Source organism: Streptomyces sp. NBC_00086, assembly GCF_026343255.1.
GTDB lineage: Bacteria > Actinomycetota > Actinomycetes > Streptomycetales > Streptomycetaceae > Streptomyces.
Window position 1 is genome coordinate 3788708 of sequence record NZ_JAPELZ010000001.1, and the last position, 18215, is coordinate 3806922.

Annotated in this window: 15 protein-coding genes and 1 pseudogene; 10 read left to right on the plus strand and 6 right to left on the minus strand. The window is 72.4% G+C overall.

The window, feature by feature from the left end:
• Window positions 1-23 precede the first annotated feature (23 nt).
• The 3 genes from OG276_RS16830 to OG276_RS16840 form a co-directional block, all read right to left on the minus strand.
• The gene (locus OG276_RS16830) at window positions 24-2549 is read right to left on the minus strand and encodes a glycosyltransferase family 2 protein (RefSeq protein WP_266906293.1); all 2526 of its coding nucleotides are present in this window, start codon (window positions 2547-2549) and stop codon (window positions 24-26) included.
• Window positions 2546-3226 carry a GntR family transcriptional regulator gene (locus OG276_RS16835; protein ID WP_266906295.1) on the minus strand — a complete coding sequence of 227 codons (681 nt, stop codon included), beginning with the start codon at window positions 3224-3226 and terminating at the stop codon, window positions 2546-2548. The genes OG276_RS16830 and OG276_RS16835 overlap by 4 nt, the downstream gene beginning before the upstream one ends.
• Window positions 3227-3523: 297 nt before the next feature.
• Window positions 3524-4876, minus strand: coding sequence for an aspartate aminotransferase family protein (locus tag OG276_RS16840; protein ID WP_266906297.1), 1353 nt, complete (start codon window positions 4874-4876; stop codon window positions 3524-3526).
• A 241-nt stretch (window positions 4877-5117) separates the two neighbouring features.
• Between OG276_RS16840 and OG276_RS16845 the strand changes: the two genes are divergently transcribed.
• Both OG276_RS16845 and OG276_RS16850 read left to right on the plus strand, forming a co-directional pair.
• Window positions 5118-5744, plus strand: coding sequence for a type 1 glutamine amidotransferase family protein (locus OG276_RS16845; protein ID WP_266906299.1), 627 nt, complete (start codon window positions 5118-5120; stop codon window positions 5742-5744).
• Entirely contained in the window at window positions 5737-6309 is a 573-nt protein-coding gene (locus OG276_RS16850) for a MarR family winged helix-turn-helix transcriptional regulator (RefSeq protein WP_266906301.1), read from the plus strand. The genes OG276_RS16845 and OG276_RS16850 overlap by 8 nt, the downstream gene beginning before the upstream one ends.
• On the opposite strand, the gene OG276_RS16855 is transcribed toward OG276_RS16850, so the two are convergent.
• Complete coding sequence (locus OG276_RS16855; protein ID WP_266901552.1) at window positions 6306-7289, minus strand: IS481 family transposase; 984 nt, start codon at window positions 7287-7289, stop codon at window positions 6306-6308. The two genes, OG276_RS16850 and OG276_RS16855, sit on opposite strands and share 4 nt — an antisense overlap.
• 217 nt (window positions 7290-7506) lie before the next feature.
• Window positions 7507-8004 (minus strand): annotated as a pseudogene (locus tag OG276_RS16860) (GNAT family N-acetyltransferase); the annotation flags it as partial.
• Window positions 8005-8259: 255 nt separating this feature from the next.
• Here OG276_RS16860 and OG276_RS16865 point away from each other — a divergent pair.
• A complete protein-coding gene (locus OG276_RS16865) occupies window positions 8260-10008 on the plus strand; it encodes a serine/threonine-protein kinase (RefSeq protein ID WP_266906303.1) in 1749 nt (582 codons plus the stop codon).
• Between the two features lie 69 nt (window positions 10009-10077).
• Window positions 10078-10494 carry a nuclear transport factor 2 family protein gene (locus OG276_RS16870; RefSeq protein WP_266906305.1) on the plus strand — a complete coding sequence of 139 codons (417 nt, stop codon included), beginning with the start codon at window positions 10078-10080 and terminating at the stop codon, window positions 10492-10494.
• 31 nt (window positions 10495-10525) lie between these two features.
• Here the strand turns inward: OG276_RS16870 and OG276_RS16875 are convergent, their stop codons facing one another.
• Window positions 10526-11149 (minus strand): hypothetical protein, encoded by a 624-nt coding sequence (locus OG276_RS16875; protein WP_266906307.1) that lies wholly within the window; start codon window positions 11147-11149, stop codon window positions 10526-10528.
• Between the two features lie 304 nt (window positions 11150-11453).
• Between OG276_RS16875 and OG276_RS16880 the strand changes: the two genes are divergently transcribed.
• The 6 genes from OG276_RS16880 (at window position 11454) to OG276_RS16905 (ending at window position 17995) form a co-directional block, all read left to right on the plus strand.
• Window positions 11454-12533 carry an alpha/beta hydrolase gene (locus OG276_RS16880; protein WP_266906309.1) on the plus strand — a complete coding sequence of 360 codons (1080 nt, stop codon included), beginning with the start codon at window positions 11454-11456 and terminating at the stop codon, window positions 12531-12533.
• Window positions 12520-13827, plus strand: a complete 1308-nt coding sequence (locus tag OG276_RS16885; protein WP_266906311.1) for an acyltransferase — start codon at window positions 12520-12522, stop codon at window positions 13825-13827. The genes OG276_RS16880 and OG276_RS16885 overlap by 14 nt, the downstream gene beginning before the upstream one ends.
• Window positions 13820-15253, plus strand: coding sequence for a sensor histidine kinase (locus tag OG276_RS16890; protein ID WP_266906313.1), 1434 nt, complete (start codon window positions 13820-13822; stop codon window positions 15251-15253). The genes OG276_RS16885 and OG276_RS16890 overlap by 8 nt, the downstream gene beginning before the upstream one ends.
• Window positions 15250-15924 (plus strand): response regulator transcription factor, encoded by a 675-nt coding sequence (locus tag OG276_RS16895; RefSeq protein ID WP_266906315.1) that lies wholly within the window; start codon window positions 15250-15252, stop codon window positions 15922-15924. Before OG276_RS16890 ends, OG276_RS16895 begins: the two co-directional genes overlap by 4 nt.
• A gap of 89 nt (window positions 15925-16013) precedes the next feature.
• The gene (locus tag OG276_RS16900) at window positions 16014-17339 is read left to right on the plus strand and encodes a sensor histidine kinase (RefSeq protein WP_266906317.1); all 1326 of its coding nucleotides are present in this window, start codon (window positions 16014-16016) and stop codon (window positions 17337-17339) included.
• Window positions 17336-17995 carry a response regulator transcription factor gene (locus OG276_RS16905; RefSeq protein WP_266906319.1) on the plus strand — a complete coding sequence of 220 codons (660 nt, stop codon included), beginning with the start codon at window positions 17336-17338 and terminating at the stop codon, window positions 17993-17995. Before OG276_RS16900 ends, OG276_RS16905 begins: the two co-directional genes overlap by 4 nt.
• Window positions 17996-18215 lie beyond the last annotated feature (220 nt).

Genomic DNA, 18215 nt, shown 5'->3' on the forward strand with positions numbered 1-18215 from the left:
CGAGAACCGCGCCGGATCCGGGCCTACGGCTCCCCCGGGCCCACCCTCCAGACCCATACGTCGCGCACCTGCTCCGGCTCCCGGCCCAGCAGCCCGGTGATCAGGCCCCGCAGCTCCCCGTCCCGGTCCTGGAAGGGCAGGACGACCGCGCCGGCCTTCCAGAACTCCAGGTCCTGGCGGGCCTGCGTCCGCCAGCCGGCGTCGACCTCGGGCGGCTGCGCGCCGTAGCGGACGTCGCGCAGGAGGTTCGAGAGGTGCCGCGGGGTGGCCCCGTAGATGCCGATCCGATCGGGTCCCCACGGGCCGTTGAAGTAGCCGCCGGCCAGGCGGAAGCCGAAGTCCGCCTCGACCTGCCAGTGCAGCGCGTCCGCCTGGCCCGGGTCCGGCAGCGGTACCGGAACGAGTGCCTCCCCGTCCTTGACGTAGCCCTTCCAGTCCCCGGAGGTGATGAAGGCGGGCACCGGCGCGCGGTCCCGTACGGTCAGCGGCAGCGGCAGGACCGGGATCAGCGCGGCCGCCGCACCCAGCAGGCCCAGCGTGCGCAGCTCCCGCTCGGGCAGCCGGATGATCCGGTCGAGCGCGAGGGCGAGCAGGATGCCCAGGATGGGGGCGCACACCATCGCCACGCGCCCCTCGATCACCGACTCGAAGAGCGGCAGCTTGATCATCAGGCGCCAGGGGCCCGGCAGCACGATCTCGGTACGGGGTACGGGCACCCACGGTCCGAGGGACAGCAGGAGCGCGGTGAAGCCGGTGAGCGCGAGGGCCCGTACGGCCTTGCTCCGCCACAGCCACACGCACACGACGACGCCGAAGGCGAGCAGGGGCCAGCCGTAGAAGGCGTTCTGCTCGGTGGTGTTCAGGGAGAGCTTCCCGGCCGTCTCGGGGTCGCCGAACAGGGAGCGGGAGGCGTACTCGATGAGGGCGCGCGGGCTGTTCCCGGCGTTGTCCCCGTGCAGGACCGAGTGGTAGCTCTGCGGGCCGAAGAACTGCCAGTACAGCGGTACGGCCACCAGCGGCAGGCACACCGCCAGCGCCACGACCAGACCGGAGCCCAGCGGCCGCGCGGCGGCGAGGGCGCGGCGGGGGGCGACCAGGAGGTAGGCCAGGCAGAAGACCAGCATGCCGAGCGCGGCGATGAGCAGCGGCTCCTCGCCGATGAAGATCTGGTACGTCGCGAAGAGCCCGAGCAGTACCCCGTCACGCGTCACACTGCGGCCTGCGCGGGGGCCTTCGCGGTGGCCTTCGCACAGGCGCAGGGCCCGGTCGATGATCAGCGGGATCATGAAGAGGACGACGAAGTTCGGATGGCCGTTGGCGTGCGAGACCATCGGCGGCGCGAAGGCGGCGAGCGCCCCGCCCGCGGCGGCCGCCCAGCGGCTGCGCACGAAGCGGCACCGGATCAGCCAGTACCAGGTCCAGGCGCTGGCGGCCATGCCGAGCGTGAGGACCAGCGCGAAGGTGACGGTCTCGCCGAAGAGCAGCGTGACCGGGATCAGCGGGACGTTCAGGCCGAGCATCGTGGCGTTGGCCATCAGGTTCACGCCGTCGGGCATGCCCTGGGAGAGGGTGAAGAGCGGGTTGCGGAGGTGGGTGATGTTGTCGGTGGTGACGCCGACGAACCACTCCCACTGGTTCTGGTCCTGGAGCGCGTCCGCGAGGTAGGCGCCGTCGAGGTCCGTCCACAGGCCCTGGAAGACGTAGAGGGAGAGCAGGAGGAAGGCGCCGGCCACGGTGAGGCCGCCGGCGTTGAGGCGGAACAGGTCGCCGAGGGCGCGGCGGCGGTCGGGGCGCGGGGCCGGGGTCGGGGCCGGGGTCGGGGCGTTCCGGGTGCGGCCGCGGTGCACGGGAAGCTCGACCTCCGCCACGGGCCAGCCCTGGCGGCGGACCCAGCGCAGGACCTCGGCGTCGATGGCCGGTCCGTCGAGGGTGGAGGCGCCGAAGGCTGCGCGGGCCCGGTCGCCGTCGAAGAGGGCGAAGGCGCAGGTGTCGGCGCGGAATCCCGGTATGCCGGGGATGCCGAGCGTGCGGACCAGGCGGCTGCGGGAGCGGCCGAGGACCACGGCGGGGGGTGCGTCGTCGTGCGTGCCCGGGTCCGGGGCCGGGTTCAGGTCCGCTCCCGCGTTCGCGTCCAGGACTTCTTCGAGGCGGGCCAGTTCTTCGAGCGGGGTGCTGAGGGCGGCGTCGGTGAGGAGCACCCGCTCGCCCGTGGAGGCGAGCACCCCGGCGCGGAGGGCTGCGCCCTTGCCGCTGCCGGCGCTGTAGTCGCCGTCGCCGTCGCCGTCGGGGCGGATCAGCCGGATCCGGGGTTCCGCGGCGGCGGCCGGCGTCGGGGCAACCGCGTCGCCGGTGACCACGATGAGTTCCCAGGCCCCGGGACCCGTGCCGCAGTGGGCGTCGAGGTGCTCGCGCAGGGCGGTGAGGTTCTGCTCCGGGACGGGAGCCGGGATGACCACGGACAGTCCGACGGCGCCGAGCCAGCGCTCACCGGCGGGGGTCGTGGGGGCCTGCTTCTCCTGGCCGGCGCTCACGGCGCTCTCGCCGCTCACGCGCCGCCCGCCTTCAGGCCCGCGGCCCAGTCGAGACCGTGCTGGTTGTACGCGTGCACGAGGCGTCGTACCTCCTCGGCGTCCGCGCGGGTCACCGCGTCCATCAGTTCGTTGTGGCCGGCCCACAGGTCGGAGCGCAGGTCCGGCTCCGCTTTCAGGTAGGGCACGGAGAACACCCAGCACTGCACCCGGATCCGGTGCAGGAATTCGGAGATGTAGATGTTGCCGACCAGCCCGCTCAGCTCCCTCCAGAAGCGCAGGTCGTAGCCGATCAGCACGTCGAGCGAGCCGTTCAGCGCTGCCCGCCGCGCCTCCTCCGCCCGGCGGCGCACCGAGACGAGCCGTTCCCCGGAGCCGGGGGCGGTGCCGCGTTCCACGAGCCTGCGGAAGATGCCTTCCACGATCAACGTACGAGCCTCGATCATGCCCCGGAAATCGTCCACGGTGAAGACTCGGACGCGGAAGCCGCGGTGCTGGACGGAGTCGAGCAGGCCCTGCGCGGAGAGATCGACGAGGGCCTCGCGGACGGGGGTCGCGGAGACTTCGTACTGCTCGGCGATCTGTTTGACGGTGAACTCGCTCCCGGCCGCCAGGCGCCCCGCGAGCACCTCGTCACGCAGCGCGTCCGCGATCTGCTGGCGAAGTGTGTTGCGGGTGACAGCGCCGCTGCCTGGCATAGGGGTCCGTCTCCATCTGTGGGCTTCGGACACCTTAGGCCAGGCAGCGCGGCCGAAACCGATCGGTTTGTGGCCGCTATGTGGATTTAGTGCCCGTTATGCGGACGGGCCGCGTTTCCCTTCTTGATCATTTGACCCTGCGCGGGTCCCTCCCAGAGCACCCGCGCAGGGTCGTCCTCGCTGCTCGGAGCCTGTTCGGGGGCTGTGCGCGGCCCGCCCGGGCCCCGCCCCCGACCTCGGTTCCGGGGGCGCCGGTCAGGCTCGCTCAAGCCCCTGCAAGCGTCGACGAGGCCTCGGTCAGGCCGAAACGTGCCGGTCGGCGACGGTCAGCGCGTCGTCCAGCAGGGCCAGGCCCTCCTTGGCGTCCGCTTCCGTGATGTTGCACGGGGGGACGACGTGGGTGCGGTTCATGTTGACGAACGGCCACAGCCCGGACGCCTTGCAGGCCGCGGCGAACTCGGCCATCGGCGCGTTGTCGGCGCCCGCGGCGTTGTAGGGAACGAGCGGCTCGCGCGTCTCCTTGTCCCGTACGAGCTCCAGGGCCCAGAAGGTGCCGAGGCCGCGGACCTCCCCGACCGAGGGGTGGCGCTCCGCGAGGTCGGCGAGAGCCGGGCCGATCACGTTCTCGCCGAGGTGGGCGGAGTGCTCGACGATGCCCTCCTCGTCCATGGCGTTCATCGTCGCGACGGCGGCGGCGCAGGCGAGGGGGTGACCGGAGTAGGTCAGCCCGCCCGGGTAGGGGCGCGTGGCGAAGGTCTCGGCGATCGCGCCGGAGATCGCGACGCCGCCGAGCGGGACGTAGCCGCTGTTGACGCCCTTGGCGAAGGTGATCAGGTCGGGGGTGACGTCGAAGTGCTCGGCGGCGAACCACTTGCCGGTCCGGCCGAATCCCGACATGACCTCGTCCAGGATGAAGACGATCCCGTAGCGGTCGCAGAGCTCGCGCACGCCGGCCAGGTAGCCGGGCGGCGGGGTCATGATCCCGGCCGTGCCGGGGACCGACTCCAGGATGATCGCGGCGATCGTCGCCGGGCCCTCGAAGGCGATGGTGTCGGCGAGGTGGGTGAGGGCGCGCGCGCACTCCTCGGCCTCGGTGGTCGCGTGGAAGGGCGAGCGGTAGAGGAACGGTCCCCAGAAGTGCACGACGCCGGCGGCGGCCGTGTCGGAGGGCCAGCGGCGCGGGTCGCCGGTCAGGTTGATCGCGGCGGAGGTGGCGCCGTGGTACGAGCGGTAGGTGGACATCACCTTCTGCCGGCCGGTGTGCAGCCGGGCCATGCGGACGGCGTTCTCCACGGCCTCGGCGCCGCCGTTGGTGAAGAAGATCTTGTCGAGGTCGCCGGGGGTCCGCTGCGCGATGAGGCGTGCGGCCTCGGAGCGGACGTCGACGGCGAAACCGGGGGCCAGGGTGCAGAGCCTGGCGGCCTGCTCCTGGATCGCGGCGACGACCTTGGGGTGTTGGTGGCCGATGTTGGTGTTGACCAGCTGGGAGGCGAAGTCGAGGTAGCGCTTGCCGTCGTAGTCCCAGAAGTGCGACCCCTCGGCTTTGGCCACGGCGAGCGGGTCGATCAGGGCCTGGGCGGACCAGGAGTGGAAGACGTGGGCGCGGTCGGCGGCCTTGACGGTGGCGCCCGAGGTGACGTGAGGGGTCATGGCCGCAACCGTAGAAGTGTGCAGGTGGGGAGGGATATCGGCGGTCTGTATGCGGGTGGGGGGCGGGTCTCGGCAGTCTGTCTGGGGAGGGATTGACAGCAAGCTGTCATGATGGCAGCCTACTGTCATAGAGGGAACGCGAACGGACACGACATGAGCGAGCGGCACGGGTCGGGGCAAGTCCGGTCTGGTTCGGTTCGGTTCGGCATCAGACGCACGGCGACACTGGAGGGCGAGCACGATGAGCGAGACCCGGACGAAGACGGTCCACGTGGCGGTGTACGACACCTACGCCGACTGGGAGACGGGCCACACCACCGCACACCTCACCCAGCACGGCTACGAGGTCCGCACGGTCGGCGTCACCGCCGGACGCCCCGTCACCACGATGGGCGGCCTCCGCATCCAGCCCGACCTGGCCCTGGCGGACCTGCGCCCCGAGGAGTCCGCGCTCCTCATCCTGACCGGCGCCGGACTGTGGGACACGGGCGACGAGCTGGTGCGCTTCGCGGCGAAGGCCGGGGAGTTCCTGGCGGCGGGCGTCCCGGTCGCCGCGATCTGCGGAGCCACGGCCGGCCTGGCCCGCGCCGGAGTCCTGGACGGACGTACGCACACCAGCGCGGCCCCCTTCTACCTCGGCGGCCAGCCGGGCTACGGCGGCGCCGAGCACTACGTCGAGGCCGACGCGGTCACCGACGGCGACCTGATCACGGCGGGCCCCACGGAACCGGTGGCGTTCGCCCGCGAGGTCTTCGCCCGACTCGGGGTGTACGAGCCGCACGTGCTCGACGCCTGGTACCGCCTGTTCCACGACTCGGACGCGAGCGCGTACCCGGTCCTGATGGCGGCGGACCCGAACCATGCCTGACCGGCCCCAGACCCGGCGCGGGGATGCGGAGCCCGCCGCGGAGCCCCCGGAGGCCGGCGGCGCGGCTCCCGCGGCGCGCGGCAGGGGGCCGCGGGAGAACTCCCGCCGCACCAGCCAGGACCTCCTGAGCCGCACCGCCCTCGGGGTGTTCCGGCTCAACGGCCAGTTCCTCTCCGTATCGGAGGAGCTGGCCCGCCCGGCAGGGCTGACCGCAGCCTGGTGGCAGGTGCTGGGAGCCGTACTCCGCGAACCGCTGCCCGTCGCCGGCATCGCCCGGGCCATGGGCATCACCCGGCAGAGCGTGCAGCGCATCGCCGATCTGCTGGCCGCCAAGGGCCTCGCCGAGTACGTCCCGAACCCGGCCCACCGCCGGGCGAAGCTGCTGCGCCCCACGGATGCCGGCCGGGCCGCCGTCGCCAGGATCGGCCCGGGGCACGCGGCCCTGGCCACCCGTCTCGCGGAGGCCCTCGGCGAAGACGGCTTCGCCGAAACGGTACGGGTCCTGGAGCGCTTGTCGGCCGCGCTGGACGCTCTGCCGGCGCCGGTCGACGTGCCGGCCGGTTAGGTGTATTGACCCGCAGGGTTGTTGACTCGGGTGATGGGTGGGTGTCCGCCCAGTGCGGTGTGGCTGCGGTGGTGGTTGTAGGTGTGGAGGAAGTCTGCCAGGGCCGCTGTCCGTTCCTGGTTGGAGGTGTAGGGCCGTAGGTAGGCCCATTCGTCCAGGAGGGTGCGGTTGAAGCGTTCGACTTTCCCGTTGGTTTGTGGCCGGTAGGGCCTGGTCTTCTTGTGGGCGATGCCGGCCGCGGCCAGGGCCTGGGTGAACAGCTTCGACTTGTAGCAGGAGCCGTTGTCGGTCAGGACGCGTTCGACGGTGATGCCGTGGCGGGTGAAGAAGACGTTCGCCCGTTGCCAGAACCCGGCGGCGGTTTCCTTGCGTTCGTCGGTGAGGACTTCGCTGTAGGCCAGACGGGAGTGGTCGTCGACCGCGGAATGGACGTAGGAGTAGCCGATCACTGGCGTGGAGCTTCTGCGCTCGGTGGTGCTGCTCTGGCGGTTTCGGTCGCCTGCCGTCCGGCCGACCGTGCGCCAGCCGCCACCGTCCGGGATGTTCCCGAGTTTCTTGATGTCGACGTGGATGAGTTCGCCCGGGTGCTCGCGTTCGTAGCGGCGGATCGGCTGCCCGGTGGGCCGGTCCAGCCAGGCCAGGCGGCCCAAACCGTGGCGGGTCAGGATCCGGTGCACGGTCGAGGCGGGCAGCCCCAGGATCGGGCCGATCCGGGCAGGGCCGAGCTTTCGGGTTCTGCGCAGGTCACAGACCCGGGCTTCGACCGCTGCGGTCGTGCGGTGCGGTGTTGTGCGCGGCCGGCTGGATCGGTCGTGCAGGCCCGCTTCGCCCTCGGTCCGCCATCGGCGGACCCACTTGTGGGCGGTGGCCCGCGAGATACCCATCTCGGCCGCGACGTGCGCGACGGGGCGGCCCGAGCGGACTCGTTCGACCAGCAGGCGCCTACCGAAGACGGTCAGCCGGGCATTACGGTGGGACACGAAGACCTCCGTCGTGCAATGGGTTCCTAGACAGCTCCCACCACACCGGAGGTCTTCGCCATGTTCAAGACCTCGGCAGTGTCAACAACGCTCGTGATCAATACAGTTAGGCCGTCTCTTTCGGATCGTGCCGGATCCGTGGTGGGGTCGGTCCCGGCGGGGTTGGTCCAGCCGGGGTCGGTCGCGGCGGGGGCGGTCCCGGCGGGGTGGTGGGCATGGTGCGAGGGTCCATGACCCAGTGGTTCGTCGACAGGATCCGGTCCGCGAACGTCACATCGCGTTCGGCGACGAACCGGAAGCCGAGAGAGCGGCAGATGCCGTTCGAAGCGCCGTTGCCCGTCGCGGGAAACGCGTGCACGAGCCCCCAGCGGTCCTCGTCACGTGCCCGTTCGAGCAGGGTGCGGACGGCCGCTTTGGCCAGTCCGCGTCCCTGGTGCTCCGGCAGGACCATCCATCCGATCTCCGACACGGGCCCGTCCTCGGTGTCGTGGGACCACAGGGTCACAGTTCCCGCCACCACCTCGGGCGCGGCCGGGTCAGGGATGATCATCTTGATCCAGCCGAGATCCGCGACCGCCTTCCGGACGTCCCTGCGGACCTTGTCCTCCATGCCTTCGCGTGGAAGCGGTCCGCCGAGGTCCGCCATCATGACGGGATCGCACCGCATCCTGACGTAGGCGTCGACATCGACGAGCTCGACGTTGCGCAACCGCACCGGCCACCCCCTGGATCGTCACACCGCCCCGGACGGCACCCCGCGGAGCGGTCCCGCGCGGAACGGTCCCGCGTCGGTCCACCATCCCAACACAGCCCGCCCGCCCACCTGGTGGAATCTCCGCATCGGGTGTGTCCTGGACCCGGAGCCACGCCCCCGCGGCCGGCCCGGGGCAAGCCCACCCCCGCAACCGGCATCGCGCCCGGCCGCACTATTGTCGGGCTCCGGCGAGTCCCGGGGGGAGGGCCACCTGTCATGGAACCACTGCACTCGCGCGACGCGGAGCACATCGGTCCGTACCGCCTGCTCGCCCGCCTCGGAACCGGCGGAATGAGCCAGGTCTACCTCGGCCGCGCCGAGGAGCACGCCCCCGGCACGGGCACCGGGACCTCCACTCATACCAACACCGGCACCGGCACCGGCACCCGGACCCTCGCCCGTACGGGCACCCGCACCGCCGCCGTGAAGCTGATCCACCCCCACCTCGCCGCCCACCCCGACTTCCGCACCCGTTTCCACCGCGAGGCCGACGCCGCCCGCCTCGTCGGCGGGGCCTGGACCGTCGCCGTCCTCGACGCCGACCCCGACGCGGAGATCCCCTGGCTGGCCACCGCCTACATCGCCGGGCCGAACCTGCGCCAAGCCGTGGGGCGCGACTTCGGCCCGTTGCCGGCCGGCTCCGTACGGGTCCTGGGCGAGGGGCTCTCGTACGCCCTCCAGGACATCCACCGTGCCGGACTCGTCCACCGGGACCTGAAGCCCGGCAACATCCTGCTCACCGCCGACGGCCCCCGCGTCATCGACTTCGGCATCGCCCGGGCCCTCGGAGCCACCGCCGATCCCGCCCTCACGCAGACCGGCGAACTCCTCGGCTCCCCCGGCTTCCTCGCCCCCGAGCAGCTCAACGGCACCCCCGTGACCCCGGCCTGCGACGTGTTCGGCCTCGGCTCGGTGCTCGCCTACGCCGCCACCGGCCGGCTGCCCTTCGGGGACCCGGACCAGCCTGGAGGCATCGCCGCGCTCCTGATGCGCGTCACCGAAGCGGAACCGGACCTGGCCGGCGTACCGGCCGAACTGCGTGACGTCGTACGCGATTGCCTGCACAAGGACCCGGCCGCCCGGCCCGGCCCCGCCGAGATCCGCGAACGGCTCGGCGCGGGGCGGAAGGACGCCCCGGACGCCCCGGCAGCCCCGGCCGCCCCGGAGTCCTGGCTGCCCGCGCCCCTCGTCGCGCGGCTCGGGCAGCACGCCATCGCCCTGCTGGACCGCGTGGACGCCGGCCCGGACCGGCCCGAGCCGGCGACCGTGCCCGCCCAGCGCACCGCGGCGGACCCGGGCCCCGGCCCGTACGCGCCGACTGCTGCGCCCGCCCCGACGCTCACGCCCGTGCCCGGGGCCTTCTCCGGACACGGGGCCTTCTCCGTGCCCGGACCCGGGCTCGCGGTCGGCGGGCGCTCCCGGTCCGCGGCCGTCTCCACGGCCCTGCTCGTCGCCGTCGCCGTGGTCGTCGCCGTCGCGGCGGGCGGCACGGTGTACACCGTCATGAGCGGATCCGGCGAGGGTTCGCCCCGCTCCCACCACGGCGCCGTCCCGGCCGGCTCGTCCGGCCCGCGGGGCACCACTCCTGCCCCTTCTGCCCCTTCCAGCCCTTCCAGCCCTTCCAGCCCTTCCGCCACTTTGGCCACGCTCCCCGCGGCCTACGCCGGCACCTGGCGGACCACGTACGGCGATCAGAGCTGGCAGCTCACCCTCAGCCCCGGAACGGCCGGCTCCGACGTCATGTCCCTGACCCTCCAGGCCCCGGGACTCAGCTGCGCGTGGACCGCCCCGCTGCGCTCGGCCACCGCCGACAGTGTCGGGCTTGACCCCTCCACGGTGATCTCCGGTGCGCCGCCGTCGTGTTCGCCGGGCGGCCGGAGCACCCTGCGGCTGCTCTCCAACGGGAACCTGGTGCGGGAGCTCGACGGCAGCGCCGCCCTCCCGCTCACGTACCGGCGGCGCTGATTATGTCGATGTCAATAAGCCTGTAGGCAAAGCTTGTTGCATTCCGCGCTCCCCCGCACACTGCGGCACATGGAGCCGTTGAAGGTAGTGGCACGACTGTGGGAGCGGATCGAGGCACGCGACTGGGACGGAGTGGCCCTGCTGATCGCCGAGCACGCGGTGATCGAGTGGCCCGTGAGCAGCGAACGCATCGTCGGTCGCGACAACTTCATCGCCGTCATCAGCGATGACGACTACGCGGACGAGAGATCCGTCGACGTGCTCCGCATCCTCGCGGACGGCGATCTCGTCGTGACCGAGGTGGAGATACCTCAGGACCACGTCGTCTACCGCGCCGTCTCCCTGTGGACCGTACGGAACGGGCAGATCGCCGGCGCCCGGGAGTACTGGACCAGCCCCGGCCAGGACCCGGCCCCGCGCTGGCGCGCCGGTTTCGTCGAACCGCTCGTGGAGCCGTCGCTCGCCGAGTCCCTGGCGGCGGACTGAGCGGGTCCCGACCCGCCCGGCTGGGCCCGCCTCAGAAGGAGGGCGCGTCCAGCAGCCGCTCCAACCGCACCTCGGTCACGCTCACGCCGTCGGGAGCGCCGAACGCCTCGATCATCACGCTGTTGCCGATGTCGGTCACCTCCAGGGCCGGGTGATCGGCCCCCACGCGCAGGTCGATCCGGACCACGGGCTCGCCGTTGAAGTCCGGCATGCGGTGGATGCGCGCCGCCGGGTACTGCAGGCCGATGAGCTTGTTCCGCAGTTCCTCGTACGTGCCCGTGTTCGTCCCCGAGAAGGCCCGGCTGATGCGCGTTTGGTGCCGCTGGGCCACGCACTCCTCCGTCGCGTCCAGCGGCACCGCGTCGACCGGTACGGGCTGGACGGAGTCGGGCGCCGGCTCCACCGCGGTGGTGGTGCCGGCCTCGGCGGACGACGCCACCGCGTCGACGGTGAGGGACAGGTCCGGGGCGCAACTCTGCCCGATGAGGTCCGCCAGTTCGAGGAACCGCACCTCGGCGTCCTGGTCGCTCGCCGCGACGGCGCCGGGCACTGAGGTCGGGGCGGCGGTGGCGTTCTGCGCGCCGAGACCGGCCAGGACGACGACGCCGCTCAGGGCGGCCACCAGCAGGGACTTCGGGAGAAGAGTTGTTCGCATGTCCGTACGATGCGGCCGGCTGGCCACCGGCCACATGAGTACCCGTACTCAACCCACCGGGAGCACGAACTCACCCACCAACTCCCCCAGTCACCCGGTCACCCGGTCACCCGGTCCCCGAGTCACCCGGTCACTCAGTCGCCAACGCCCGGCGAACCGCCCTCTGAGTAGCCCCTGTCATACCTGAGAGCTACTTGGGAAGTGGGCTCTCCAGTGGGACGCCGACCAGGGCTCCCGATTCCTAACTTCGTGACCAGAGAACACCGCACGAACTCCCCTCTGGCACGAGCGAAGGAACGGACTCATGAACCGCCGACCGCGACCCACCGCACGTCCCGACGGCCGCCGCGGCGGCCGTCTGCGCCGCACGCTGCTGGCCGGGCTCGTCGCCGCGGCCGTGGTGTTCCCCGTTTCCGCCGCCGCTTCCCCGGACGTCCCCGCGCCGGCCCCGGCGGTCCTCGGCGAGAGCGCCGCCCTCCCCGACCGGTACGCCGCCCACCTCGCCAACCTCGCCGAGGCGGCCCGTACGGCGCAGAACGCCGGCCGCCAGGGCCGCGCGGCGAAGCTCCGGGCGATGGAGGCGGGCGGCGATGCCCGGTTCCTCGTCTTCGACGGGCGCGGCAAGGGCCGCGCGATAGAGGTGTTCGGCGATCTGGAAACCGCCGACCGGGTCGCGGTCCTGGTCCCCGGGTCGGACACGACGCTGGACACCTACCAGAGGTTCCGCGCCGGAGCCGTCGCCCTTCAGCAGCGCCTCCGCGCCGAGCACCCCCGGTCCGCCGTGGTCGCCTGGCTCGGGTACGACACCCCCGGCACGGTCAGCCCGGCCGTCCTGACCACCGGCCGCGCCGACGAGGCCGCCGCCGAACTCGGCTCCTTCCTTCCCCGGTTGGCCCGGCTGGCCGCCCCGGAGGCCCGCCTCTCGCTCCTCTGCCATTCCTACGGATCCGTCGTCTGCGCCCGTACGGGGACGGGCCCCGAGGTCACCGACATCGCGCTGTTCGGCAGTCCGGGCACGGCGGCCGGTTCCGCCGCGGACCTGCCGACCCGGGCCCGGGTCTGGGCCGGCCGGGGCGGATCCGACTGGATCTCCGGTGTCCCGCACGTCCGCGTCGGCGGCATCGGCTTCGGCACCGATCCCGTGGACCCGGCCTTCGGAGCCCTGCCCTTCGCGGCCGGATCCGGGGGCCACAGCGACTACCTCAAGCCGGGCACCGAGTCCCTGAACAGTCTGGCCGGGATCGTGCTCGGCGCCTCCCCGGCGGCCCGGCCCGTCCCGGGCCCCGCTCCCGCAGCTGCCTCCGCCTCGTCCCCCACCGCCCTGACCGCCCTCCTCGCCCCGTCCGCCCCCGCTGCTCCGGAGGTCTCCCGTGCGCGTGCGTGAACCGCAGACCCGCTGGTCCGTCCTCGCGGACCGGATCGACTCCGGAACCCCCGCCCACCGGGACCGGGCCGTGGACGCCCTCCGGGCCTTCGCCATCCTCGGCGTGGTGCTGGGCCACTGGCTGGTCACCGCGCTCACCAGCGCCGACGGCGGCCTCAGCAGCACCAGCCCGCTGGCCCACCTGAGCGGACTGGCCCCGGTCTCCTGGGTGTTCCAGACCCTGGCCGTCTTCTTCCTGGTCGGCGGCCACGTCGCCGCCCAGGGGTACGCGTCGGCGCGCGGCCGCGGAGTCCCGTACGGGCAGTGGGTCCGTCAGCGTCTCGGCAGGCTGTTCCGGCCGGTCGCCGCCGTCCTGGTCCTCTGGAGCATCGCCGCCGGCGGCATGCTGCTCGGCGGCGTCGGGACGGACACCGTCCGGACCCTGCTCAAGCTCGTCCTGTCACCTCTGTGGTTCCTCCTCGTCTTCGCCGCGCTGACCGCCGCGACCCCGCTCGTCGCCCGGCTGAGCCCGCTGTGGCCGCTGGCCGTGGTGGCCTCGGTCGATGTCTGGCGGTTCGGGTTCGGCGGGCCCGAAGGGATCGGCTGGGTCAATGTGGCCGCCGGCTGGCTGGTGCCCTACACCCTGGGCGCCGCCTGGTCGCGGGGTGCCTTCGCCCGGCGTACCCCGGCCGCCCTTCTGCTGGGCGGGGGGATCGCCGCCACGACCGCACTGATCCTCTGGGGCGGGTACCCCGCTTCGATGGTCGGCGTCCCCGGAGCCGCGATCTCGAATCTGAACCCGCCGACGCTGGCCGCCGTGGCGTTCGGACTGGCCCAGTGCGGGCTGGCGCTGCTGCTGCGGGGACCGCTGGCCCGGGTGATGAGCCGGCCACGGGCCTGGGCGAAGGTGGCCCTTGTGAACCTGTCCGCCATGACGATCTTCCTGTGGCACCAGACCGCGATGATGGCCGTCACCGCCCTGGGACTGCTGATCTCCACCGATCTGCCGGGCCTGCACACCGTGCCGGACTCCGCGGAGTGGATAGCCGTCCGGCTGCTCTGGCTGCCCGTGTTCGCAGCGGCGCTGGCGGTCTGCTGGGCCGCCTTCCACACCTACGAGCAGGTCGGCGGCCGCCCCCGTGGCCGGACCCGGCGCGGATCCTCCGGCGCACCGGCCGCCCCCTCCCGGATCGTCGCCTCGTCCGCCGCGGCCCGGCGGAGTGCCTCCCCCGTAGCTCCCACCTCCTCAACTCCGGCCGGTGAAAGCACAGTCACCGGGCCGGTGGCTCCCGCCAAGGAGAACCTCCATGCCTAGGCTGGGCGATGTGAACGAGCAGAGCGAGCCCCCGACTCCGGCCCCGAGCCCGGATCCGGGTCCGGGTCCGGCCGACCACGCGGCCGTGGCTGCGACCGCGGGCGGCAGGGAGCCGGGAGACGCCCCCGCCAGGGCCTCGGCCGTGGTGCGGGGTGTGGCCCGGGGGCTGCTGGACCTGAAGTCCGATCCCCTGCCGAGGATGTCGCGGCCACGCTGGCTGGCCTGGGGCCCGCACGTGGTGCTCACCTATCTGGCGCTGGCCTTCTTCGCCGTCACCACGGAGCAGCTCGGCAACCACTACGGGGTCCACGGCTCCGTCCGGTCGTTGCTGGGGACCCTGGTCGGCGTGTCCATCGTGATCGCGATGCGGTGGCCGATGGCCGGGTACTGGCTCGGCCTGACCGCGGCGGGGCTGATCGCCGGTCAGATCCACGGCCACGTCGGGCAGGGCCAGAGCTGGCCGTGGATGCCTGCCGGACTGTTCGCCTTCGCCCCGGTGCTGCTGCTGGTGTCCCTGCGGGTGCCGCCCCGGGTGACCGTCGGGGCCGTCACCGTCGTCATCGCGTACACCGGGCTGGCCGAGGGCCTCTTCAGACCCGAGAACAGCGGCACCGGAACCCCCGGGGCCATCCTTCTGTTCGCCTTCACCGGCCTCCTCGGCTACGCCCTGCGCGCGACCCGGCTGACCCGCACACAGCTCGTCCGGCAGGAGACCCTCACCGAGGAGGAGCGCGCCCGGCGCACCCTGCTGGAGGAGCGCAGCCGGATCGCCCGTGAGCTGCACGACGTCGTCGCGCACCACATGTCGGTGATCTCCATCCAGGCGCAGGTGGCCCCCTATCTCGTGGAGAACCCGTCGGAGGAGCTCAAGGAGAACCTGGCCGGGATCCGCGCGAATGCCGTGGAGGCCCTGACGGAGCTGCGCCGCGTGCTGGGGGTGCTGCGTTCCGAGCACCCCGACGAGGCCAGCGGTCCGCACCATCCGCAGCCCACCCTGGCCGAGTTGGACGGCCTCGTGGACAACGTGCGGGCCGCCGGGCTGGACGTCACCGTCGAGATCGCGGGCATCCGCCGCCCGTTGTCCCCCGGGGTGGAGCTCACGGCGTACCGGATCGTGCAGGAGGCGCTGAGCAACTGCCTGCGCCACGCGCCCGGCTCCCGCGTGGAGGTCGGCATCGCCTACGGACCCCGCGATGTGCACCTGTGCGTGGCCAACACGACCCCCACCCGGCCGGCCCCGCCGACCATGGGAGCGGGGCACGGGCTGCTGGGGATGCGGGAGCGAGCGGGCATGCTGGGGGGCGAGCTGGCCGCCGGCCCCCGCCCCGACGGAGGGTACGAGGTGAGCGCCGTACTACCGATGGATCCCGCGCCCCCGGGCGGCGGGCCTTCCCCCGCCCCCGCGACGATGGACAAGGACTCATGACTGCTGCCCCGATCAAGGTGATGATCGCCGACGACCAGATGATGGTCCGCCAGGGCTTCACCGTGCTCCTCGACGCCCAGCCCGACATCGAGGTCGTCGGTCAGGCCGTCGACGGCGCCGAGGCCGTGGCCAAGGTCGCCGAACTGGCCCCGGACGTGGTCCTGATGGACATCCGGATGCCCGGGATGGGCGGGATCGAGGCCACCTCCCTCATCACCGCCGTCCCGGGCTCCGCGGTGAAGGTGCTGGTGCTGACCACCTTCGACCTCGACGAGTACGTGTACGAGGCGCTGCGCGCCGGCGCCTCGGGGTTCCTCCTCAAGGACGCCTCCGCCGATCAGCTGGCGGAGGCGGTCCGCGTCATCGCTGCCGGGGAAGCCCTCCTCGCGCCGAACATCACGAAGCGGCTGATCACCGAGTTCTCCCGGCTGGGAGCTCCGCGGGCGCCTTCGAAGGCGCGGATCGACGAGCTGACGGAGCGGGAGACGGAGGTCCTGTCGCTGGTCGCCCAGGGCATGTCGAACGCGGAGATCGCCCGGCACCTGGTCCTGGCCGAGCAGACGGTCAAAACGCACGTGGGCCGGATCCTGGTGAAGCTGGGCCTGCGGGACCGCACGCAGGCGGCGGTGTTCGCGTACGAGACGGGCCTGATCCGTCCGACGGGCTACTGAAGCGGCCCCGGTAGTACTTGAGGGGGACCCCGGGAAATCCCCTTCAGCGGCGACGCGGACCAGGCCAGGGCCCACCTACCGTGGGGAGCATGACCGAGACGACCCCCGGGGCGACCCCCCGGGCCCCAGAGATCCGGCTGGCTTCGGGCTTCATCCAGAGCCTGCGCCAGGCTCTGATCACCGATGCCTTCGCCTACCGCCCACTGCCCCCGATGCGCACGGACGGGCCGCTGACCCGGCTGCTCCCGAAGCGGATACGGGTGGAGGCCGCACACCTGCCGCACGCATCCGTCTGCCTGATCGCGTTCCTCGTGGTGGTCTTCACCTCGATCACCACCGGTCTGCCCCAGGCCGCTTCCCTGGTGATGGGGCTGCTCGCGGCAACCCCGATCGCGATGACCCTGGTGCGGCCGCTGGGGGCGTTCTGGGTCGCCGTGGCGGTCACCCTGGTCTTCTCGGTCGTCAGCGGCTCCGATCCCAACTGGCCGTGGATCCCCGCCACCTTCTTCTCGTACCTCGCGACGGTGACCCTGGTGGCGATGCGGACCAGTCCCCGGACGGCCGGCTGGATGTGGGTGGTCACGCTGTCGATCGGCATCGGGACGTCCATCGTGCTCGGCCACGGCCAGAACATCAACGTCGGCCCGATGGCCTTCGCCTCGGCGATCGCCCTGCTCGCGGTGAGCCTCCGCACGATCCGCAAGCAGGCGGAGCAGGAGGTCACCGCGCAGCAGGAGGTCACCGCCGTCGAGCGGGACCGGCGCACCCTGCTGGAGGAGCGGACCACGATCGCGCGGGAACTCCACGACGTGGTCGCCCACCACATGTCGGTGGTGGCCATCCAGGCGGAGGCCGCGCCCTACCGGGTGAAGAATCCGCCGCCGGAGCTGGAGGCAGCGTTCGTCACCATCCGGGAGAACGCGGTGGCGGCCCTGACCGAGCTGCGCCGGGTGCTGGGTGTCGTCCGCTCCGCGGACTACGAGGCGCCGGACGCCCCGCAGCCGACGCTGGCCTCGCTGGACGGACTGCTGGCCAATGTGCGAGAGGCCGGGCTGAGCGTGGACAAGACCGTGACGGGCGCGGTGCGCGAACTGCCGCCGGGCGTGGAGCTGTCGGCCTACCGGATCATCCAGGAGGCCCTGAGCAACACCCTGCGGCACGCCCCGGGCGCCGCCGCCGGGGTCGAGGTCTCGTACGTGCTGGGCGGGCTGGGGCTGCGCATCGTCAACGAGGCCGGCACCGGAGATGTGCGGCCCTCGCCGGGGGCCGGTCAGGGGGTCACCGGGATGCGTGAGCGGGTGGCCATGCTGGAAGGGGAGATGACCGCCGGGGAGCTTGCCTCCGGGGGGTTCGAGGTGGCGGTGTTCATACCCGTGGCCGGCAGCCGCCCGGATCTGGCGAAGGATCCGGCATGACGATCAGAGTGCTCATCGTCGACGACCAGATGATGGTCCGTGAGGGCTTCTCCGTCCTGCTGAACGCGATGGAAGGCATCGAAGTGGCCGGGGAGGCGGTGAACGGGCGGGAGGCCATCGCCCAAGTGGCGGCGCTGAAGCCGGATGTGGTGCTGATGGACATCCGGATGCCGGAGATGAACGGCCTGGAGGCGACCCGGGAGATCGTGGCCGCCGACACGGACGCGAAGGTGCTGGTCCTGACGACCTTCGACCTCGACGAGTACGTGTACCAGGCCCTGCGCGCCGGGGCCTCCGGGTTCCTCCTCAAGGACGCCTCCGCCCGCCAACTGGCCGACGGAGTCAGGGTGGTGGCGGCCGGGGAGGCGCTGCTGGCGCCTTCCGTGACCAAGCGGCTGATCACGGAGTTCTCGAAGTTGTCGGAGACCCGGACGCAGGTGGGCTCCGCGGGGGTCACGGAGCTGACGGAGCGGGAGACCGAGGTGCTGGTGCTGATCGCACAGGGGTTGTCCAACGCGGAGATAGCGGATCGCCTGATCATCGCCGAGTCCACCATCAAGACGCACGTGAGCCGGATCCTGGTGAAGCTGGGACTGCGGGACCGCACGCAGGCGGCGGTGTTCGCGTACGAGACCCGGCTGGTGACGCCCGCTTAGGCCGCTCCGAAAAGTTGTCCACAGCTGTGGACAACTTTTCCGAAGAGAGTGGATCAAGGAATGCCGAGGCTCGGGCCGCCCGGTCCCGGCGGCGCGCGGCGATCAGGGCAGCGGCCGGGAGAGCCGCCGCCAGCGCGGTCGACATCAGCAGAGAAGCCCAGGTCGGGGCCCCGCAGCCGGAGATCCGGGGCGGGCGGGCCGCCCCTCGGCCGGGCCGGGG